This window comes from Prevotella sp. P6B4, assembly GCF_000619985.1.
GTDB lineage: Bacteria > Bacteroidota > Bacteroidia > Bacteroidales > Bacteroidaceae > Prevotella.
Map to the genome: position 1 here is coordinate 68,102 of NZ_JHVE01000003.1, position 20,687 is coordinate 88,788.

The 20,687-nt window shown below is 48.5% G+C and carries 19 protein-coding genes; 12 read left to right on the top strand and 7 right to left on the bottom strand.

Features of this window, described 5'->3' with window-relative positions:
* Positions 1–4: 4 nt before the first annotated feature.
* The 5 genes from T491_RS0102640 to T491_RS17820 all read right to left on the bottom strand — a co-directional run bounded on the left by T491_RS0102640 (position 5) and on the right by T491_RS17820 (position 8,510).
* On the bottom strand, positions 5–892 hold the full coding sequence (locus T491_RS0102640) for a hypothetical protein (protein ID WP_028902497.1): 888 nt from the start codon (positions 890–892) through the stop codon (positions 5–7).
* A 255-nt stretch (positions 893–1,147) separates the two neighbouring features.
* On the bottom strand, positions 1,148–2,584 hold the full coding sequence (locus T491_RS0102645) for a RagB/SusD family nutrient uptake outer membrane protein (RefSeq protein WP_081773208.1): 1,437 nt from the start codon (positions 2,582–2,584) through the stop codon (positions 1,148–1,150).
* A gap of 18 nt (positions 2,585–2,602) precedes the next feature.
* Entirely contained in the window at positions 2,603–5,716 is a 3,114-nt protein-coding gene (locus T491_RS0102650) for a TonB-dependent receptor (RefSeq protein WP_081773209.1), read from the bottom strand.
* 45 nt (positions 5,717–5,761) lie between these two features.
* Positions 5,762–8,374 carry a M14 family zinc carboxypeptidase gene (locus tag T491_RS15520; protein ID WP_081773210.1) on the bottom strand — a complete coding sequence of 871 codons (2,613 nt, stop codon included), beginning with the start codon at positions 8,372–8,374 and terminating at the stop codon, positions 5,762–5,764.
* On the bottom strand, positions 8,310–8,510 hold the full coding sequence (locus T491_RS17820; RefSeq protein WP_197018781.1) for a hypothetical protein: 201 nt from the start codon (positions 8,508–8,510) through the stop codon (positions 8,310–8,312). The genes T491_RS15520 and T491_RS17820 overlap by 65 nt, the downstream gene beginning before the upstream one ends.
* 216 nt (positions 8,511–8,726) lie before the next feature.
* Here T491_RS17820 and T491_RS15525 point away from each other — a divergent pair, with 216 nt between their 5' ends.
* The 11 genes from T491_RS15525 (at position 8,727) to T491_RS0102710 (ending at position 17,964) form a co-directional block, all read left to right on the top strand.
* The gene (locus T491_RS15525; RefSeq protein WP_231480172.1) at positions 8,727–10,664 is read left to right on the top strand and encodes a TonB-dependent siderophore receptor; all 1,938 of its coding nucleotides are present in this window, start codon (positions 8,727–8,729) and stop codon (positions 10,662–10,664) included.
* 6 nt (positions 10,665–10,670) lie between these two features.
* On the top strand, positions 10,671–10,997 hold the full coding sequence (locus T491_RS0102665) for a heavy-metal-associated domain-containing protein (protein ID WP_028902500.1): 327 nt from the start codon (positions 10,671–10,673) through the stop codon (positions 10,995–10,997).
* A 264-nt stretch (positions 10,998–11,261) separates the two neighbouring features.
* Positions 11,262–12,437: a PLP-dependent aspartate aminotransferase family protein gene (locus T491_RS0102670; RefSeq protein ID WP_028902501.1), complete on the top strand. Its 1,176-nt coding sequence runs from the start codon at positions 11,262–11,264 to the stop codon at positions 12,435–12,437.
* A 5-nt stretch (positions 12,438–12,442) separates the two neighbouring features.
* Positions 12,443–12,922: a DsrE/DsrF/DrsH-like family protein gene (locus tag T491_RS0102675; RefSeq protein ID WP_028902502.1), complete on the top strand. Its 480-nt coding sequence runs from the start codon at positions 12,443–12,445 to the stop codon at positions 12,920–12,922.
* Between the two features lie 10 nt (positions 12,923–12,932).
* Positions 12,933–13,157, top strand: coding sequence for a sulfurtransferase TusA family protein (locus tag T491_RS0102680; RefSeq protein WP_028902503.1), 225 nt, complete (start codon positions 12,933–12,935; stop codon positions 13,155–13,157).
* Between the two features lie 10 nt (positions 13,158–13,167).
* On the top strand, positions 13,168–14,607 hold the full coding sequence (locus T491_RS0102685; protein WP_028902504.1) for a family 2B encapsulin nanocompartment shell protein: 1,440 nt from the start codon (positions 13,168–13,170) through the stop codon (positions 14,605–14,607).
* The gene (locus T491_RS0102690; RefSeq protein WP_028902505.1) at positions 14,608–16,137 is read left to right on the top strand and encodes a cysteine desulfurase; all 1,530 of its coding nucleotides are present in this window, start codon (positions 14,608–14,610) and stop codon (positions 16,135–16,137) included.
* Between the two features lie 2 nt (positions 16,138–16,139).
* Positions 16,140–16,352: a sulfur carrier protein ThiS gene (gene thiS / locus T491_RS0102695; RefSeq protein WP_028902506.1), complete on the top strand. Its 213-nt coding sequence runs from the start codon at positions 16,140–16,142 to the stop codon at positions 16,350–16,352.
* A complete protein-coding gene (locus tag T491_RS0102700) occupies positions 16,352–17,158 on the top strand; it encodes a molybdopterin-synthase adenylyltransferase MoeB (protein ID WP_028902507.1) in 807 nt (268 codons plus the stop codon). Before thiS ends, T491_RS0102700 begins: the two co-directional genes overlap by 1 nt.
* 3 nt (positions 17,159–17,161) lie before the next feature.
* Positions 17,162–17,560, top strand: coding sequence for a M67 family metallopeptidase (locus T491_RS0102705; protein ID WP_036915171.1), 399 nt, complete (start codon positions 17,162–17,164; stop codon positions 17,558–17,560).
* A gap of 26 nt (positions 17,561–17,586) precedes the next feature.
* Positions 17,587–17,964, top strand: coding sequence for a RidA family protein (locus T491_RS0102710; protein WP_028902509.1), 378 nt, complete (start codon positions 17,587–17,589; stop codon positions 17,962–17,964).
* A gap of 88 nt (positions 17,965–18,052) precedes the next feature.
* Here the strand turns inward: T491_RS0102710 and T491_RS0102715 are convergent, their stop codons facing one another.
* A complete protein-coding gene (locus T491_RS0102715; RefSeq protein ID WP_231480166.1) occupies positions 18,053–18,574 on the bottom strand; it encodes a peroxiredoxin in 522 nt (173 codons plus the stop codon).
* A 153-nt stretch (positions 18,575–18,727) separates the two neighbouring features.
* On the opposite strand from T491_RS0102715, the gene T491_RS0102720 reads away from it, so the two are divergent.
* Positions 18,728–19,528: a ThiF family adenylyltransferase gene (locus T491_RS0102720; RefSeq protein ID WP_028902511.1), complete on the top strand. Its 801-nt coding sequence runs from the start codon at positions 18,728–18,730 to the stop codon at positions 19,526–19,528.
* Here T491_RS0102720 and T491_RS15530 read toward each other — a convergent pair whose 3' ends face one another.
* Positions 19,529–20,686 carry an efflux RND transporter periplasmic adaptor subunit gene (locus T491_RS15530; RefSeq protein WP_051522932.1) on the bottom strand — a complete coding sequence of 386 codons (1,158 nt, stop codon included), beginning with the start codon at positions 20,684–20,686 and terminating at the stop codon, positions 19,529–19,531.
* Position 20,687: the final 1 nt, after the last annotated feature.

Sequence of the window (20,687 nt, forward strand, 5' to 3'; positions counted from 1 at the left end):
TGTTTTACTTAAGATTCAACAATCCAAATTCGTGGTTGTATTTTGTGCCATTGGCCAGTACCCATTCCAGGAATTTGTTTACTTCATCGTCGGCATGGTTCACGCTGATGCCGACTTTCTCAATAGCCACTTCGGCAATCTTACTGCTTTCAAGAGCAGTCAGTAACTTGTCGAGTGTACTGTTATCGTTAAAGTTGTCGGCCAGATCCTTCTTGATGTCCAATCCTATCAATGAAAGTTCGCTCTTGAGCTGACGGCTTTCCAGGTCGAAGATGTTGGGTAATGCGTTGAACGACACGCCAAGAGGATCCTTGGCAAGTGCGCTGTTTAAGAATAAATCGTCGCCAGAGATGCGTTTGCCACGGAAATTACTGCTTTCTTCGCCGAAATTGTGGGCGAACGATGAGGCTACCGATGTGGCATTGCTTCCGCTATAGATGGTGAGACTCTCAAAGGTCTTGTTCTTCTTGACATCCTCTTCGAAATCGTCGTTCAAGAAGAAGAGCTGTTTCAGTTTCTTATTATTCAGATGTTTTCCTTCGAGCAGTCGAGCTGCCTCAGAGCTACGTGCAGTGATAGGCAGCACGGCTGTCTCTCCGAAATAAACAACGTGGCTAATATTTTGTGTATTGTTGTCCTGATTGCCAAACGTGACAAGCAGGTCTATACTGTTCAGACTGCCTGAGCCTTTTGCAAGTTGGAAGGTTACGCCTGGCTCAGTTTTGGCGTACTCTTCTATCCATTTCTCTACCAGTGGTCGTGCAAAGCGCGGACTCTTGATGGTGCGTATGTTATTTTTTGCGTTGGTCTCGTTGATGGCGTTACCTTCTGCCCAGATATTGTTCAGACCAAGGCTTAATACTGCTGCTATAACTAATACTATTCTTTTCATAATCTTTACGTTTTGTTTGATTTATACCTATTATATATACACTCCCTTTCATTGTCATTGCCATCATACAACAGCAACAACAGGTTTCTTGCATTTGCATTCGATTCATTGTTTTCATACGTTTATTCATTTTTATAATTACTAATTGTTTCTGGGTGCAAAGGTACGGCGATTTTAGTACCCCTGCAATCCCAACGATGGGGCATTTGGCATACCATAAGTATGGTATTTCGCCAAATGCCCCACTAAAAGTGCTTATTTTGCAGCTGTATTGACCAGTATTTCGTAGGATGGAAGTGACCAGCAGTAGGCTGTGCGGTTGCTGGGCGTTGCTACTACAACGGTATCCCATTTGCCGTTGGTACGGGTGGCGGCAGGATGGATGAAGTCTTCTGCGCGACGGCTGATGTCAAGGCCACGTATACCTTCACCGATAAACTCTGCACGGCGCTCGAGATAGATGGCCTGTCGCAGTTCTTCGCCTGTGAGTGACTGGACATCAAGGATATCGCCTGTCGGGATGGAACGGCTGCGCACCTGATGAAGCAGCTCGGCGGCTTTCGCTTCGTTGCCGATATTGAAATAGCTCTCAGAGAGGTTGAGCAGGGTTTCGGCATAGCGGAAGATATGAATCCACTCCAATGGGGTAGAGTACTCATCATACTTTTCGTACCATGTCTCGCGTCCGTTAGCAGGATCTACCTTGATGAACGATGTGCGACTGTCGGCAGCCAGACGATAAGCAGGGATGGTGACGATACCTGTGCGTACGTTGAGGGTATCAATATAACCGGCACCGCTCGAGATATAGCTGGCTGGGTTGCCGCCGCCACGCTCGGTGTTGGTGAAAGGCAGCGAGTAGATGTTCTCTGAAGTATGATAAGGAGCATCAAACATATCGCGTACGCTGTTACTCAAGGTAAAGCCCGTCACCTTCTCACCTTCGTCAATGGCTTTCTGCCATTCTTCCTTGGCCATGTAGATACGCTGTAGAAGCATGTGGGCGGCAGCCTGTGAGGGAATGGTAGGATCAATCGAAGAACCGCCTCCTGCTGGTAAGGCTGCAATGGCACTTGCATTCAGGTCATTGATAATCTGCTCGTATACTTCTGAGATCGTCCATAGTGGCGCTTCGTTATGACCAGGCCCTGTGACGGCTTCGGTATGGATAGGGATGGCCTTCGAATTGGGATCGTAGGCATAGGGAAGCGAATAGACCTGTGCCAGATAGTACCAGCTGATGTCGCGTATGAATAAGCAGCTGGCTATATATTGCTGGCGCTTGGCTTCAGATATTGGCAGGTTATCTCTGTTTTCGAGATTCTCTTTCAGAGTGTTGGCGGCATTGATGGCCAGATAGCCAGCCTGAAAGAAGCCCGGGTTCATGATACTGGTTTGCCCTACCGTCATGTTATAGGTGTCGGAATGGGCATACGTGTTGTTGCCTGTATTCACAAAGTCATCGCCACGGTTATCGAATATCACTGCAATGTTTCCACCAGCGAAGTTGCTGGTCTTGAATCGGGTATAGACGCCAGCCATGGTGGCATCGATGAGCTTTTCTGAGGCAAAGATGTCGGCCTCTGTTACATCGAGTTTTGGATTCTTGTCAAGGAATTCATCGCCGCAAGCTGTCAGCACAAAGGCTGACAGAAGGGCTATGGAAATAGATTTGATGGATATTTTGTTCATAATCGTTCTTCTTTGGGTTTAGAATGTGACATTAGCACCGAAGGTAATTGTACGAGTCAACGGTGTTGTGTTTGAATCGATTCCTGAGCGAAGGTTCGTATCATTGTAATACGAGTTGATCTCTGGGTCGAAACCTGAATAGCCTGTGAGGCAGAAGAGGTTATGTGCCTGGGCATACAGTCTGACCGAGGTGATGCCCAGTTCTTTGCTCCACTTCTTGGTATCGAACTGATAGCCGATAGACAAGCTTTGCAGACGGATAAAGTCGCCTTTCTCAATCAGGTCGCTGATTGGGTTGGCTGTACCGTTCGAGTAGTTGTCGTTGTATGAAGCCTTGGCATACTTGGCATTGTCGCCAGGCTGCTGCCAGATATTGTTATAGTACTCATCTGTACCGCTCCACATGCGTCCATCGGAAAGTGTGGCACGCATAGAGTTAAGAATCTTGTTACCACCCGAGAAGTGGAAGTTTACTTTGGCATCCCAGTTCTTGTAGCGGAATGTATTGCTCCATCCACCATAGTAGGTAGGTTTGGTGTTGCCTGAGATTTCGGGCTTCCAGTCGCTCATGGTGTACTTCGAGGGAGTCTCGCCATCAAACTCATAGAGCTGAGCGCCGCCTTTACCGTATTTATAGATGAGTAGGGCACGATCGTATGTACCATCTTCTTTCTTGATCTTCACGATGCGGCGACCGGTTTGTGGGTCAACGCCATCTGAAGGATAGGTGTAAAGCTGAGCCATTGAGTAGCCTTCGGTGGTGATATTCGAACCAGAGATGATATCGTCGGCCAGCTCCAGTACCTTGTTCTTAACAAATGAGATGTTGAAACTGCTGGTCCAGATAAAGTCCTTCTTTCTGATCAGGTCGCCACTTACGCTGATTTCTATTCCCTGGTTGAGGGTCTTGCCGAGGTTGGTAGATACAGAGGCGCCCACGATACCAGTGGAGTAGGCCTGTGAAGCATCCAGAATCAGGTCCTTCGATTTGGCATAGAAATAGTCGATATCCACATTAAATCTTCCCTTCAGCAGTGATGCACTGATACCGATATCGGTGGTTCCTGTCTGTTCCCAGCCTAAGTTTGGGTCGTTGATGCCTGATGAGATATAGGATACATCGCCATTATAGGTCGATGCAGAGTAGACACTCTTCGAGGCATACCAGCCTACATTGGCGTTTCCTACCACACCATAGCTGGCTTTCACTTTCAGGTCGTCGATGACACGGCGCAACGGACGGAAGAAATACTCGTCGGAGATGCGCCAAGCACCGCTGACACCGTAGAAGTTACCCCATTTGCGTCCCAGTTTCGAAAGACCATCGCGGCGCCAGTTGGCTGTCAGGTAATAGCGATTCTTCCAGTCGTAGGTGAAACGGCTGATATAGCTGAACAGACTGCTCTCCAGAATACTGCCTGAACCGCCATAAGTGAGGTAGGCTGCCTCGACGTACATCTGGTCAGGATTACTCAGTGTAGTGCCTGTGCGGGTGACGACGTGACGATTACTTTCAGAAGCCTCTATACCAAGCAGGATGTCGAAATGATGCTTCTTGACGTCGAACTGATAGTTGGCCGTATTGGTCCAGGTCCAGCTTCTCAGGCTTGAGGTGCCGGTACGGCTACTGCCGTTAGGATAGCTGCCGCCATGCAGTGGGGTTCCGAACGACTCGTTCTGGATCAGTGTCCAGTCGATACCATAAAGCGATTTCAAGGTGAGTCCCTTAATAGGCTGTATGTCTACATAGCCATTGGCAAGGATACGGTTAGTCTTCGACTCGCCATATTGTCCACCTTCAATCAGTCCTAATGCATTATAGTAGAATACCTCGATGGCATTGTTACCCTTACCAAGATTGCGTGGTGCCAGTTCTGAGGCGTAGAACGAACCGTCCTCATTGTGAGCAGGTACGTTAGGCAGGTCGACATAAGCCAAACGTGTGAGACCACCCATGGCGCTAAGTGAACCGCCGCGAGAGTCATCGGCTGTGTGAATCTTACTATAGGTATAGCCGGTGTTGAAACCTACCTTTACATATTTGTTGAGTTTATAGGTACCATTGCCTTTGAACGAGAAACGGTCGTATTTCGAATCAATGGTGATACCTTCCTGTGTGGTGTAGCTACCCGAAAGATAGTAGGTGGCCTTGTCGTTTCCGCCCTGCAAGTTCAGGTTGTGGTTCTGTGATACACCTGTGCGGAATATCAGATCTACCCAGTTGGTGCTGACGATATTACCGTTCTTGTCGGTCATCGTTGCATAGGGCAGGTTGTTGGGATCGCCGCCGTTGTTCAGCCAGCCTCGGTTTTTGATGTCAGTGTACTGGACGGCATCCATGGGCTTGAACAGTTTGGTGGCCGAGTTGAAGCCGATATTATAGTCGTAGGTCAGTTTTGATTTGCCAGCGCTTCCAGAGTTTGTGGTGATCAGTACGACACCTGCTGCGGCTCTCGAACCGTACATGGCGCTGGCGGCGGCATCCTTCAGGATATCAATCGATTTGATGTCGGCTGGGTTGATATCTGAGATAGGGTTGTAGTCGGTGTTCGAGGCAATGTTGCTCGAGTTGATGGGCACACCGTCAACTACGTAGAGCGGTGTGACGCTCGAGGTGATGGAGGCTACGCCTCGGATATTGATGACTGGGGCAGAACCTACCTGTGAGCCTGAGGTGGAAATCATCACACCAGCGGCATGTCCTTCCAGAATCTGGTCGATACTATTACCAGTTACGCCTTTCAGCGATTCTTTGTTGATAGAGGTAATCGAGGCGGTCAGGTCGCGAAGCTTGGCTGTACCATAACCTACTACGACAACTTCGTTCAGCAGTCTGGAATTCTCTCTCAGGAAGATGTCAACAGGCTCGCTGGTGTCGTAAACCTCAATCTCCTGCGACAGATAGCCAACGTATGAAATGTCGAGCGTATAGGGTTCCTTGCCTGCTATCTGGAGTGAGAACTGACCATCGATGTCGCTCACGGTGTTGTTGCGTGTTCCTCTGATCTGAACGGCTGCTCCGATGATGGGCTCCTGGGTACGGGCATCGAGTACCCGTCCCTGAAGCACCTCCTGAGCTGCCACATCGAGGGCTGCAATCAGAAAACAAATATATATTATCAGTCTTTTCATATGATGATGTTTTTTTCTGTTTCTACTTACTGTTTCTGGTTTTGATTATGGACGAAAGCGCGATGCACCCGACACGTTCTTGCCGAAGAAGAGTGCATTGGTCAGTATACGACCGGTGCTGAGCCAGTAGCCGCGATAAGTGGGCGACTCGCTGAACAGTACTACGGTTCCTGCTCCTACATTGTCGAAGGCAATCACTGTGGCATCTTTCAGCAGTTTCTGGTTCTGCTTTGTCAGATAGCCGCCTAACTGCTTGTCACCCTTCAGCTGTAACAGTGAGGCATAGGGACTCTGCGGACGGGGCAGGATGTAATTGCCCGACTTCATGGTGTAAAGCTGACGGTTGTGAATACCGAATGCCAACGGATTGGTGATGTCCAGGTCGGCAGCATAGAGCACGCCGCCGATTCGGTTCGGACCGTTCTGCTCGCGCTGTGAAGCATAATCCAGGCGCTTGTAGTCTTGTTTTTCGTCCTTCTTGCCTTCCTCCTGCTTCTTGTCCTGAGAGGCGAAATGGGTGGTGATGCCTTTCTCGATGGCCCACTGTGAGGCACGCTGCGATGTGATGAGTACACCACCGTTGGCCACCCAGTTCTTCAGACGCTCAACAAACTTGTTGGAGAACTGCTGATAGGAACCATCTACCAGGATAATGGCTGTGTAACGGTCGAGCGGTGCTCTGTCGGCATTGTCGGCAAAGATCTTTGTCAGAGGAATATGGTGATGATTGCCTAAGAGCTGCCATGTCTCACCGATGGCTGTCCAGTTGATGCCGCCGTAGCCGCCAGTGCTCACAAATGTGGCTACTACAGGCTTCTTCACTTCCAGAATATTGTCGCTACCCAGATCGATACCCTCGCTGCTGGCGCTGGTTGATACACTATAGACCTTCACGTCAGTCTGGGCAACTGCTTTCTGGATGACGTGATATACACTATCGGCAGGGATTGTCTGATACACCAGGGGGATAACCAGACTTCCTGTAGCGAAATGCTGGGCGCCGGCTTCTGCTGTCGAGGCAGTGAATGCCTTAAAGGCGGCCTTGACATAAACACCATTGTTGAGCAGTTCGTAGAGCACACGTGGCGCATAGAAGTCAGCGTAATCAATCACGTAGGCGAACTGTGATTTGCTGAAGCTGTTTGTTGCAGGAGCTGGCACTTCCTTTACCACCTCGCCGAGGCTCACGCCGGTAGCGTTCTTAACGAATGGGAAACCATAGCCGTGGGCTGTACTCCAGGCTGTGATGTCCATGAAGATACTATCTACAAACTCTGTGTGCTCCTCGAAGGCAGCATTCACCAATCGGTATTGGGCCTGTGCCAGAGGAATTACATAGGCGTTACCAGCCTTGAACTGCTTGTTGCCCTGCGTATAGTCCTTTGCCAGTTTGTGTACCTCAATCTTGTGGCGCAGCAGATTGTCGAGGAAGAGGTTGGTGGCTCCTTTGTTCTCCTGGTCGCCAAATACGATGAAGCCCTTTCCGCCTTTCTGTACGGCGCTCTTGAAGAACTCCTGCTGGTGGCGCAGGAATACGTTCTTCTTATCTGTACCTGCTTTCAGGGCACCAATGCTGGTGCGTACGTTGTCGCGGATATTCTTGGCAAAGCGGTGCAGACCGAGTGCCGACTCTACCTGTACGCCTTGCGAGCTGCCTACCTCGAGTGTGGTGCCCACACCGCCTTGGAAGTCAGGATAGGTTGAACCATAGATGGGCGAGATGTTGTCGTAATTCTCCTTGGTGAAATAAAGTGAACCGATCTTGTCGAGTTCGGCTCCGAAATAGTCGGCCAGAATCACGTTCAGCTCTGTATAGGTGCTTTCAGGAATCGTATAGTTCCATGTGCTGCGTACGGGCGATGGCTCGAAATAGTAGCTGCTGTTCTTGCCCATCTCGTGATAATCGGCATAGATGTTGGGATACCACTGATGGTAGTAGGCCGCACGTGCTCTGCTCTCAGGATGTACCAGTGCGAACCAGTCGCGGTTCAGGTCGGCATAGAAATGGTTACCACGAAGTGGGGTGAAACTCTGGGTGTGCTCAATGTCCAATGCGTCGTCGACGGGAGGAATAGAGTGGAATGAGTTAAAGTATTGTGCCGCGCGCTCACGTCCGTCGGGATTCAGTGCCGGCTCAATCAGGATAACGGCATCGCCCAGACGTTTCACGATGTCGGCATCCTGGGTTGCTACGAAGTAGTAGGCTGCCAGTACCGATGCATCGGTGCCTGCCAACTCGCCGCCATGCACGTTATAGCCCAACTGGATAATGACCTTCTGGTCGTCGTATGTGGCAGGATAGCCATAGTTAGGGTCTACCAGTTTAACGTGGTTCTGACGGATGTTCTCCAGATTCTTGATGTTCTCTGGTGTTGAAATGTGTAAAATGACGTATTCGCGTTTTTCATGTGATTGCCCGATGACCTTCAGCTGTGCGCGGTCTGATAGCTTGTCAAGCAGGCGGAAATACTCAACTACCTTATCGTATCTTACGAGTTCCGAACCAATGGGGAAACCGAAGAAGTCCTCAGGTGTGGGTATCGATTTGTCGAAGTTGTTGTTACTGCCGAAATAATACTCGGAACTGTTACCCTTAGCCCAGGCTGCGTTCAATGCCAGGCTGAATACCAATGTTAATGCTAATACCAATCTTTTCATATCCTTTATGTTTTGTTTGATTTATACCTATTATATATTCACTCCCTTTCATTGTCATTGCCATCATGTCGCAATCGCGCATGCTTGTCATGCAGGTGTTCATAGAACGGCTACGCATTCGATTCATTGTCTTCATAACTTTTCTCCTTTTTAATTGATAAATATTTCTGGGTGCAAAGGTACGGCGATTTCCTTGTTCCCACAATCCCTACCATGCGGCATTCGATATACCATAGACGTGGTATATCAATAGTTAATAAAGATATAATGCGCGATTAATTCATTTTTTATGCATAACTTTGCGCCCGAAATGAAGAAAAGACGATACTATACTGGACTGATAGTCATTCAAATGGCGATTTCGGGAGTTTACGCACAGACTCCCATGGATACAGATTCCTTGCAGATGCTTGAAGGTGAGCATCTGAAAGAAGTGCGTGTGACGGCTCATAGCCATCGTGCCAAAACCAAAGGGCTAAGTAATACCGACTTTATCAGTAGTGGCGATTTGCTACGGGCAGCTTGCTGTAACCTTGGTGAGAGTTTTACTACTAATCCATCGGTGGATGTGAACTATTCCGATGCTGCAACGGGCGCTCAGCAAATCAGGTTGCTGGGACTGAGTGGCACTTATGTGCAGATGCTGACGGAGAATATCCCCAACTATCGTGGCGCTGCGGCTCCTTATTCGTTGGGCTATATCCCTGGTCCTTGGATGCAGAGCATTCAGGTGTCGAAAGGGGCTTCATCGGTAAAGAACGGCTATGAGTCGATAACGGGTCAGATTAACGTGGAGTTCAAGAAACCGCAGGCCTCGCCCTTTGCCGATGCAAACCTGTTTTATAATACAAAGGGAAAACTGGAAGCCAACCTTGGGGCTAATCTCAAACTGTCAGAACGCTGGAGTACGGCGTTGTTGGGGCACTACGAGATACTCGACAAGGCACACGACGAAAACGGTGATGGTTTTGTGGACATGCCAAAGGTACGACAAGGTTCGCTCATGAGTCGCTGGGCTTATCTGAGCGACGGCTATATTTTCCAAGCGGCTATAAAGGGGCTGAAGGAACATCGTGAGGGCGGGCAGATCGGGCATCATGTGGCTGCTATGCATCCCTATCTTATCGACATCACTAACGAGCGTTACGAGGCTTTCGCTAAAAATGCCTTTATCTTCGATCCGGAACACGGCTCGAACATTGCCTTGATTCTATCTGGTTCGTTGCACCATCAGAATGCCATCTATGGACAAAAAACATATCATACAGACCAGCGCAATGGATATGCCTCGCTGATGTTTGAAACGGATTTTGATGAACATCATAGTCTTTCTACAGGTGTTAGCTTGAACCACGATCGTTTCGATGTTGACGAGACTACCCCTGGAGTTTACGCTCAATACACCTATAAGGTAGGCGAGCGTTTTACCCTGATGGGCGGCCTGCGATGGGACCATAGTAACATCTATGGTGGCTTCCTGACACCTCGCATGCACCTGAAGTATTCACCTAATGATGTTCTGACCTTTCGTGGCTCTATTGGTAAGGGATATCGCACCAATCACGTGATGGCGGAGTATAACAATCTGCTGGCCAGCAGTCGTCAGATTATTATCGACGACAATCTTGATCAGGAGGAGGCATGGAACTATGGTCTCAGCGCTAATCTCAACATTCCTATAGGCGAGCGGAAGCTGGAAATAAATGCTGAGTATTATTATACCACCTTCCAACATCAGCTGTTAGTGGATATGGACAGTAATCCTCATGCCATCCACTTCACCAATCTTGTGGGCGATAGCTACTCGCATACCTGGCAGATGGAGGCTACCTACCCATTGCTCGAGAGCCTGACAATGACAGCTACCTATCGTCGTACCAATGTGAAATCGACCTATGGTGGCGTGCTTCGCGAAAAACCGCTTACCAATCGCTACAAGGCCCTCTTCACTGCCCAGTACAAGCCCGGCTTGGGCAAATGGCAGTTTGATGCCACTCTGCAGCTGAATGGCGGCGGACGAATGCCTGATGCCTACACAACTACTGGTGGCCAGCCTGCCTGGGAGAGCAGTTATAAGGGCTATGAGCAACTGAACGCCCAGATTACCCGTTTCTTCCGTCACTGGAGTATCTATGCGGGAGGCGAGAATATTACCGGTCGCCGACAGCAGAACCCTATCATTGCTGCCAGCAATCCCTGGGGGCAGGATTTCGATGCCACGATGGTATGGGGCCCTATGCATGGCGCTATATATTATATAGGTATAAGATTGAACTGGATTAAAATATAAAACGTTATGAGAACAAAAGCATTATTCATCGCAATGGCATTCGCAAGCATTTGCCTGGCAAAGGACATCAAGACCGTTGTGCTGACTACCAATCCGCAGATGCACTGCATCAGTTGTGAGAAGAAGATTAAGGACAACATCCGCTTTGAAAAGGGAATTAAGAGCATCAAGACTGATCTTGACAACAAGACCGTTACCATCGAATACGATGCCGATAAGACATCTGTAGCCGATATCATCGAGGGATTCAAGAAAATCAAGTACGATGCCACTGAAGTAAAGTCTGCTCCCAAGAAGGTTGATGCTGAAACAGGAGCCACTCCCCGAAAGTAGCAGAAACAAACCTTAATGGTATCACTAACTTGTCGTCCTCACCCCATGAAGGGTGAGGACGAATCCCATTTCCATCAGTCTTTAAATCAGGCATAGACCACTAAACAAAGAATATCATTCTAAAACACCTGCCTTTTCAAGGGGTTTTTAGAATAATTGTAAAGTTATTGTCCGATTATTAGGGATATCTTCCGCATTTTGTGTAAGTTTTGGAGGATAATTCTAATCATCGTACCTTTGCACCCAACAAAAGGATAATAAAAAATGAAGAAACAGACAATTGCTATCCATACCCCCTATGTGCGACCCGACGCCTACGGTGCATTGGCAGTACCCATATATAATAATGTGTCGTTCGAGTTTAATAATGCACAGGAGATGTCGGATGCCTTCTGCAATCGTATCAAGGCTCCCGACTATGCGAGAATTGCAAACCCTACGGTGACGCAGTTTGAGCAGCGTGTGAAGGCGCTGACTGAGGCCGCCCACGTAACGGCGTTCAATTCAGGTATGGCAGCTATCAGCACCGCATTGCTGGCAGTTGTAGCGCAGGGCAAAAACGTTGTTACCTCGCGCCACTTGTTTGGCAATACATTAGCATTTATCAGTGGTTCATTGCTCCGTTTAGGTATCAAACCCCGTTTGCGCGACCTTACTGATCTGGAGGCTGTTGAGAAGGCTATCGACGATCAGACGGCTTGTGTGTTCTTGGAAATCGTCACGAATCCACAGTTGGAGGTAGCCGACCTGAAAGCGATTGCAGAGATTGCGCACAGAAAAGGGGTGCCCGTTATTGCCGACTCGACTGTGATTCCCTTTACAGAGACGAACCTCAAGGCATTAGGTGTTGACGTGGAGGTGGTATCGAGTACGAAGTATATCTCTGGGGGGGGCACGTCGCTGGGCGGATTGATTATCGACTATGGTACGTTCCCGGATATCAATAAACGTGTGAAGTACGACTTGCTGATAAATCTTGGTGTGTATATGACGCCGCAGACGGCCTATATACAGACGCTCGGACTTGAGACTCTCGACGTGCGTTATCAGCGTCAGGCTGCCAATGCACAATGGCTGGCTGAGGCGTTAAGAGATGTTCCCGAAATTACCCGTGTGAACTACGTCGGACTCGAGGATAATCCCTATCACGAACTGGCGCAACTACAATTCGGTTCTACGGCTGGTGCTATGCTTACCATCGATCTGGCATCGAAGGAGGCATGCTTTGAGTTCCTCAATCATCTGAAACTCGTACATCGTGCTACTAACCTCTTCGACAGTCGTACGCTGGCCATCCATCCTGCATCTACTATTTTCGGCTTGTTCCCCGACCGACAGTTAGAGCAGATGGATGTGCGCCAGACCACCATCCGTCTTTCAGTAGGGCTTGAAGCGCCTGAAGATATCTTAACAGACATTCAACAAGCAATCAATCAGTAAGAAATATGGCAGAACAAAGAAAACTAAGCATCATCGCCTTCAGTGGCGATTTCGATAAGCTGACGGCAGTATTCACATTAGGTACAGGCGCAGCGGCAGTGGGTTACGAAGTGAACATCTTCTTCACCTTCTGGGGGCTCGATGCCATCAAACAGAAACAGGGGCGCTCGTTTACGGGTGGCAACTGGCTTACCAAGCTGTTCGGCTTTATGATGGGGGGCTTGAAAGTGACGCCCACCAGTCGTTTCAACTTCCTCGGCGCTGGTCCGAAGATATTCCGTTACCTGATGCGTAAGAACAACGTGGCAACGCTTGAGGAACTGGTTGAGGCAGCTAAGGTGCTCGGCATCAACCTCTATGCCTGCGAGATGGCAATGCACGTGCTCGGTCTGAAGAAGGAGGACTTCATCCCCGAGGTGAAGGATGTGCTTGGGGTAGCTTCGTTCTTGAAGCTCTCTGATGGCGGACAAACATTGTTTATTTAAAGGTAAGGATATGGCAACAAAGGTATTAGACATCACGAAGGAACATTGCCCCATGACCTTCGTCAAGACAAAGATTGAGCTGTCAAAGCTCAACGAGGGCGACATCCTGGAAGTGCTGCTTGCGGAGGGCGAACCTCTCGACAATGTGCCCCGCAACGCCAAGGAGCAGGGCTACAATGTTCTCGCTGTAGAACACGTAGAAGGAACAACACATAAAGTAATAATTAAAAAGTAAGAAAAAGATTATGGCAGATTCTAATTTACAGCGCAGTGTGACCACTGCTACCGCCAGACGACTGGCAACCACCACCAAGACTGCCCCGCAGATGGGCTCCATCACTCCAAGACTACTCCTCAAACTGCTGCCTTGGGTGCAGGTATCGGGTGGTACATTCCGTGTGAACCGTACAAAGGTCGAACTCCGTAAGAACGATCGTCTGCCCATTATATTCCAGAATGGCGTCCCTTCGTTCACTGCTAAGGATTTGAAGGTCATCCCTCTGTTCTCTGAGTTCGACGATGAGATCCTGCACCGTTTGGTAAGTTCGTTCGAGGCTAAAGAGGTTGATGTAGATAAGTTCTTTGTTGAAGAGGGTAAGGACAAGCAGCGTTTCTTTATCGTTGCTTCTGGTCAGGCCGAAGTTATCAGTAAGGGCCCTCACGGTGAGGATCTTCGGATTGCACTGCTGGGCGATGGTGAGTACTTCGGCGAGGCCGATCTGCTTGACGAACAGGAGTCAACGGTATCTGTTCGCGCCATCACACCAACCATCTTCCTTGGCTTGAAACTGAAGGAACTGATCCGGTTTATCAAAGATGTGCCCGATTTCCGCGAGACTTTCGATAAGGCTGTTGACAAGCAGTTGCGCCTGAAGGCATCAGTCAACGATAATGGCGAGAAGCACATCGATCTCGTCAGTGGCCATGAGGAGGACAATATCATCCCTGAGACCTATATTGATTACGAGGAGAATCCAACGGAGTACCCCCTGAACACACTGCAGACCGTGGTTCGTGTACATACCCGCGTGAGCGACCTCTACAATAACCCCTATAACCAGTTGGAGGAACAGCTGCGCCTGTCAATCGAGAGCATCAAAGAACGTCAGGAGTGGGAACTTATTAATAACAAGCAGTTCGGACTGCTTTCTGCTGTAAACCCAGCCTATCGCATCACCACGCGCTATGGTTCACCCACCCCCGACGACCTCGACGAACTGCTGTCGTTAGTCTGGAAAGAGCCCACATTCTTTATTGCTCATCCTCGTGCTATTGCAGCCTTTGAGCGTGAATGTACATGGCGCGGTGTACCACCTGTAACCACCGACTTGTTTGGCACAAGAGTTATCCTGTGGCGTGGCGTTCCCATCATTCCATCGGATAAGGTAGAGGTAGAAGGTCAGTATCTGACTGGTCGTGGCGTTGGTACCACAAAGATTATTCTGGTACGTGTAGGCGAGAAGAATCAGGGTGTTGTAGGATTGCACCAGAGTGGTATTCCTGGTGAGATTGCTCCTTCGCTGAGTGCACGACTGATGGGACTCGACAAGTTTGGTGTGGCATCATATCTGCTTACCAAGTACTTCTCGCTGGCCGCTCTTACCGGCGATGCTATTGCCGTACTCGAGAATGTAGAGGTGGGTTATTATCACGACTATCAGCATAGAAATAAAGTAGAAAAGTAAATGATAAATATATCAGAACTTAATAATTTTCCAACAGAAGATGGTGCTACGCTGGCTCTACTGAAGGAAGTCGCACAAAAGTATTGCCCAGAGGAATTGCAGGCTGAGCGACAGGCTATTCTGCCTGACGAAAGTCTCAATCTCTCAGAGCTGGAAGCTGGTTTCAAACAGCTTCTGGCTGGGGGTAATGGCTATGGCGAATTGCCTTACATCGGAGATACTGACGTGCAGACTTCGTCATTGCCGAAGGACAATGGCTTTGGTATCGGTATACCTGAGACACAGAAGCTACGCGACCTGCACTATGAGGAGGTTGATACGCTGAACTCCGACCAGATCAAGAGCGACTTTCCTGTACTGCACCAGAAAGTGAACGGTCACGATCTGGTATGGCTCGACAATGGTGCTACTACACAGAAACCTAATCAGGTCATCGATAAGATCTCTGACTACTACCGTACGTACAATTCAAACATCCATCGTGGAGCGCACACCTTGGCGGCTCGTGCTACGGATGCCTATGAAGAGGCGCGCGAGAAGGTACAGCGTTTTATCAATGCTGCCACAAGCGAAGAGATTATCTTTGTACGTGGAACCACCGAGGGTATTAACCTGGTGGCACAGACTTATGGACGCCAGTTCCTGACGCCTGGTGATGAGGTTATTGTATCGGAGTTGGACCATCATGCGAACATTGTGCCTTGGCAACGTGTATGTCAGGAGAAGGGAGCCACACTACGTGCCATCCCTACAGACCAGAATGGTGATTTGATCTTATCGGAGTTCGAACGACTGATCACGCCTCGCACACGTTTTGTCTCAGTTGGACATGTAAACAATACCTTCGGCACCATCAACGACGTGAAGCGTATCATTGAGATAGCCCATGCCCATCAGATACCTGTACTGATAGATGGCGCGCAGTCCATTGCCCATACACCTGTGGATGTGCAGGCGCTTGGCACTGACTTCTTCGTGTTCAGCGGACATAAGATCTATGGTCCAAATGGTATCGGCGTAGTGTATGGACGCAAGGAACTGCTCGATAAGATGCAGCCCTGGCAAGGTGGTGGCAATATGATTAAGGATGTAACCATTGAGCGTACGGAATATAATGAGCCACCTGCTCGCTTTGAGGCTGGCACGCCTAATGTGGCCGATGCCATTGGATTGGGGGCTGCACTCGATTATGTGAGTCACCTTGGTATCCGTAATATCGAGCACCACGAGCATCAGCTTACTGAGTATGCCCGTGAACAGCTTAGTCAGATTTCTGGACTTACGCTTCTCGGCAATCCTAAGAACCGTGTGTCGGTAGTGAGCTTTGTACTCGATGGTATTCCCGTTCCAGAGGTGGGTACGCTACTCGATAAAGAGGGAATAGCAGTGCGTGCTGGTCATCATTGTGCTCAACCTGCCTTGCGCGCTTTAGGCTATGAGATGAGTGTCCGCCCCACCTTTGCGCTTTATAACACCCGCGAGGATGTGGACAAGTTAGTAATTGCAGTTAAAAAGATAATTGGTAGATAAATATGGCAAAGATAACAGTTAATGGAGAGACACAGGACGTGCAGCTGCCACTCAACTTGACAGAGCTGATCAAGCAGAATAATGTGCAACAGCCCGAAATGGTGAGTGTACAAGTAAACGATGATTTTGTGGACCGTACCGAATGGGATGGCCTGCAGATCAAGGAAGGCGATGTGGTTGATTTCCTTTACTTTATGGGAGGAGGCACGTTATGATTGACTTTACCGAAGAACAAATCCAGCGTTACTCTCGTCATATCTTGTTGCAGGATGTTGGCGTAGAGGGGCAGGAGAAAATTATGAATGCCCGTGTGCTGGTTGTGGGAGCAGGTGGCCTTGGAGCGCCTGTGTCGCTCTATTTGGCTGCTGCGGGCATAGGCACCATCGGTATTGTGGATGCCGACGTGGTAGATCTGAGTAATCTGCAGCGTCAGGTTATTCACTTTACCAAGGATGTCAACGTGCCAAAGGTGCAGAGTGCCAAGGAGAAGATACAGGCTATTAATCCCGATGTAAAGGTGGATACCTATTACGAGTTCCTTGATTCATCGAATGCGCTCGACATCATAAAGGAGTACGACTTCGTGGTTGACGGCACTGATAATTTCCCTGTGAAATTCCTTATCAACGATGCGTGTGTGATGGCTGGAAAACCATTCTCGCATGGTGGCATCCTACGCTTTAATGGTCAGACATTTACCCATCTGCCTGGTACGGCTTGCTATCGTTGTATCTTTAAGGAACCACCTCCAGCAGGAGCTGTTCCTACATGTAGTCAGGCTGGCGTCCTGGGTGCTATTGCAGGAATGCTTGGCACTATTCAGGCAGCTGAAACTCTGAAGTACTTTACAGGGATAGGTGAGTTGCTTACCAATCGCCTGCTCACCTTCGACGCTAAAACCATGCAGTTCCGCACCATCAATGTCAAACATCGTGATTCGTGCGAAATATGCGGCACCAACCCTACAATCGACCACCTGATAGATTACGAACAGGCGGCATGCGACTTAAAAAAACACTAAATAATGAAAATAGAGAAAAAGATTGTTGATGATTTGATTACCCAAGCCCAGCAGGATGCACCCAACGAAACGTGCGGCTATCTGCTGGGCATTAGCTCTGAGGATGGCGATGTGGTGACAGAGAACTACTGGATGGAGAATATTGATCACTCGCCAGAACATTTTGCTTTCGCACCGAAAGATCAGTTCGCAGCATTAAAGTATGCCCGAGGCAAGGGACTGAAGATTCTTGCCAACTGGCATAGTCATCCAGCTTCGCCCTCGCGCCCTTCGCAGGAGGATCTTCGTTTAGCCAACGACCCTACTATCCGTTATGCCATCCTATCGCTACACGAAGGTATTCATCTGAACTCCTTTAAGATACTGAATGGAGAGGTAGTTGATAAAGAGGTACATTTATAAAATAGAATAAATTAATGATTTGACATATGAAGAAAGTTATCAGTACATCGGAAGCACCTGCTGCTATCGGACCGTATAGTCAGGCCATTCAAGTAGGTAACCTTGTTTATGCATCAGGTCAGATTCCTATCGACCCTGCTACAGGTAGTTTTGTAGAGGGGGGCGTTAAGGAACAGGCCCGACAGTCGCTTATCAATGTAAAAGCCATCCTGGAAGAGGCTGGACTGACATTGGATAACGTTGTGAAGACCACGGTGTTCCTGGCCGATATGAACGACTTTTCCGATGTAAACGCAGTTTATGCCGAATTCTTTGCTGAGCCTTATCCTGCCCGTTCAGCTGTAGCGGTGAAAACACTGCCGAAAGGTGCCTTAGTAGAAATTGAAGTGATAGCAGCTCAGTAGCTCTTAGAAACCAAATTCAGTGTATTTGATGAACAAATTCAGTGAATTTGATGCACAAATACACTGAATTTGGTATTGATGCTCCGTGTTATTTTAATTCTTTCAGCAGCTTCTCAACCTTCTGATACTGTACGGTTGAGAGCAGAATCTTGCCTTCGGGTGATACCACTACCATAGAAGGAATCCATTGTACACCGTAGGCTTTGGAGATATCTGTTTCCTTAAACTTCTTCAGTTCGCTCACCTGAGGATAGCTGATGCCATACTGTTTGATGGCCTTCTGCCATGCTTCAACGTTGGTATCCATCGATACGCCAACAAACTCAACCTTATCAGAGTGGTACTCATTGTATAGGCGTACCACCTCAGGAGCATCCTTGCGACAGTCGGGGCACCACGAGGCCCAGAAATCCAGCACTACGGTCTTGCCTTTCAGCGAACTGAGGCTGAGGGGTTTGCCATCGGGCGTATTCATCGTAAAGTCGGGTGCCACAATGCCTGGCTGTACCAGGTTGGTGGCGTACTTGGCATCCAGATCATCGTCGGCCGTCTGGGCTTTTGTGTGTATGGCGAAACCTGCTAATAGCAGGACTGCCAATACTGTTTTCATTTTGTTCATGAGTCTTTTGTCTGTTTTGTTCTATATTTCGGTTGCAAAGTTAATGGAAAAATCTTAAATTGGTACGTTGATTGGCAAATTTCTTGCATAAAATACCATAGATTAGGTAAGAATTTCGTACCTTTGCAGCCAAAAATTCAGACGATGGCTATAGAACAAGCAATTTTCCGTAGAAGTGAGCTGTTGCTCGGTAATGAGACGATGGACTGTATCTCGCAGAAGCGCGTGATCATCTTTGGTGTTGGAGGGGTAGGCTCGTGGTGTGCCGAGAGTCTGGTACGCAGTGGTATCCGTCAGTTGACGATTGTGGATAGTGACCGCGTATGTATCACAAACATCAACCGACAGCTGATGGCAACAACTAAGACCGTCGGGCAGGTGAAGGTTGATGCACTGAAGGAACGCTTGCTCAGCATTAATCCATCGGCAGAGATAACAGCCCTGCAGAAGATCTTTACAGCAGAGACCGCTGATGAGTTTGCACTTGATACTTACGACTATATCATCGACGCCATCGACTCGTTGAAAGACAAGGCTGCGCTTATCCTCTTAGCCTGTCGTACCAATGCCAAACTGTTCTCATCAATGGGGGCTGCACTGAAACTTGATCCTACACGTATCAAGGTTACAGAGTTCTGGAAGGTGCAGGGCGACCCACTGGCGCGTGCACTAAGGAAAAAATTCAAGAGTCAGAAACAGTTCCCTAAGTGCAAGTTCCAGTGTGTTTATAGCGATGAACTCCTTGAGAATCGTGGGCAGAATGCTACTTGTGGTACAGAGCAGTGTATGTGCCCCAAAGCAAAAAATGGTCCAGGTGACCAGAGTCTCCTGAACCATGAGTGGTGTTCGTCGAAAGCGCAAATAAATGGTACACTGGCTCACATCACTGCTATCTTCGGTTTCATGTTGGCTGGATTGGTTGTTGAGGATATCAATAACCGCTGATTAGTCTTCTTCGCCAGTCTCTGCTTTCTTCATCTCCGAAAGGATGTAGTAGCTTCCATTAAGAGCGAACTGAGTATTAGTGACAGACTCGTTAAGACGTACAATCTCTACAAAGCCCTTTTCTTCGCGTCCCTTGGTCACCTCAACAGGATGGAATGTCCAGATGCCTTTTTCGTGTGTAGCGGTAAAGGCATAGGTCTTGCCTGCATTGTCAACTAATCCCTCCGTACTGAGTGCTTTCGTCAGCTGCGAATCAGATGCAATCTTGCCGCACAGATAGAAACCCTCGGCAAATTCGTGTTCCCCCCCTTCGATGGTAGCGCGAACATGTGTGGCTTTTGGGGTGTCATTGAAAATCTTGCCGATAGAGGTTATTCTACCTGTAAACTTGTCGCCGCAAGCCGATTTTAACTCAAATACTACTTGCTGACCAACTTTAATTTTTGGCAGATCCTTTTCGAATACCAGCAAGTCGGCATATATATCATTGAAATTTACGATATGAAACAACGTCGTTTGACTGTCAACATACTGTCCTGTTACAGCATTAATCTGCTCTATTGTACCTGTAATAGGTGCACGCAAAGCTACCGATGTGAAGGTTTTCCCGTTAGCGATGCTTGTGGGGTTGATGCCCATCATCTGGAGTTGAGCACTTGTAGTGCGAAGTTGACCCTGCAGCAGACGGTATTCTGATAATATCTGCTGGTAATCTTTGCCTGAGCCCACATGCTCCTGATAGAGCTTCTTTTGTCGTTCGTATTCGGAAGCCACGTATATCAGACGATTGTGGGCTTCGAGATATCGACTTTGAACATCAAGCAGATCCGGATGCGAGATCCATGCCAGTAGCTGCCCCTTGTTTACCTTCTGACCTTCGTGAACCAGAATCTGTTTAACGTTTCCACCTATGCAAGGTGATACGGATGCCTGACTCTGAGGAGCTACTGCTAACTTTCCATTGGCTTCAATCTCCCCCGAGAACTCATGGTTAGGCATTTCACCGAAGCTGATGCCCAGTTTCTTTACTTGTTCATCGGTTAGGGTAACGTCTGTTACTTCTGCCTCAACTTCTGTTGTATATTCTGGCTCTTTATCAGTGTGATTGCATGCCGTAAACGTAAAGGCTGCAAAACATATTATTACGATCTTTTTCATC

Bases quoted from the DNA above. Each gene is read 5' to 3' on its own strand.
- T491_RS15525 (WP_231480172.1), top strand. From the start codon at position 8,727: ATGGCGATTTCGGGAGTTTACGCACAGACTCCCATGGATACAGATTCC.
- T491_RS0102645 (WP_081773208.1), bottom strand. From the start codon at position 2,584: ATGAACAAAATATCCATCAAATCTATTTCCATAGCCCTTCTGTCAGCC.
- T491_RS0102715 (WP_231480166.1), bottom strand. From the start codon at position 18,574: ATGAAAACAGTATTGGCAGTCCTGCTATTAGCAGGTTTCGCCATACAC.
- T491_RS0102690 (WP_028902505.1), top strand. From the start codon at position 14,608: ATGATAAATATATCAGAACTTAATAATTTTCCAACAGAAGATGGTGCT.
- T491_RS0102705 (WP_036915171.1), top strand. From the start codon at position 17,162: ATGAAAATAGAGAAAAAGATTGTTGATGATTTGATTACCCAAGCCCAG.
- T491_RS0102665 (WP_028902500.1), top strand. From the start codon at position 10,671: ATGAGAACAAAAGCATTATTCATCGCAATGGCATTCGCAAGCATTTGC.
- T491_RS15530 (WP_051522932.1), bottom strand. From the start codon at position 20,686: ATGAAAAAGATCGTAATAATATGTTTTGCAGCCTTTACGTTTACGGCA.
- T491_RS0102680 (WP_028902503.1), top strand. From the start codon at position 12,933: ATGGCAACAAAGGTATTAGACATCACGAAGGAACATTGCCCCATGACC.
- T491_RS0102675 (WP_028902502.1), top strand. From the start codon at position 12,443: ATGGCAGAACAAAGAAAACTAAGCATCATCGCCTTCAGTGGCGATTTC.
- T491_RS0102710 (WP_028902509.1), top strand. From the start codon at position 17,587: ATGAAGAAAGTTATCAGTACATCGGAAGCACCTGCTGCTATCGGACCG.
- thiS (WP_028902506.1), top strand. From the start codon at position 16,140: ATGGCAAAGATAACAGTTAATGGAGAGACACAGGACGTGCAGCTGCCA.
- T491_RS0102685 (WP_028902504.1), top strand. From the start codon at position 13,168: ATGGCAGATTCTAATTTACAGCGCAGTGTGACCACTGCTACCGCCAGA.
- T491_RS0102650 (WP_081773209.1), bottom strand. From the start codon at position 5,716: ATGAAAAGACTGATAATATATATTTGTTTTCTGATTGCAGCCCTCGAT.
- T491_RS0102720 (WP_028902511.1), top strand. From the start codon at position 18,728: ATGGCTATAGAACAAGCAATTTTCCGTAGAAGTGAGCTGTTGCTCGGT.
- T491_RS0102640 (WP_028902497.1), bottom strand. From the start codon at position 892: ATGAAAAGAATAGTATTAGTTATAGCAGCAGTATTAAGCCTTGGTCTG.
- T491_RS17820 (WP_197018781.1), bottom strand. From the start codon at position 8,510: ATGAAGACAATGAATCGAATGCGTAGCCGTTCTATGAACACCTGCATG.
- T491_RS0102670 (WP_028902501.1), top strand. From the start codon at position 11,262: ATGAAGAAACAGACAATTGCTATCCATACCCCCTATGTGCGACCCGAC.
- T491_RS15520 (WP_081773210.1), bottom strand. From the start codon at position 8,374: ATGAAAAGATTGGTATTAGCATTAACATTGGTATTCAGCCTGGCATTG.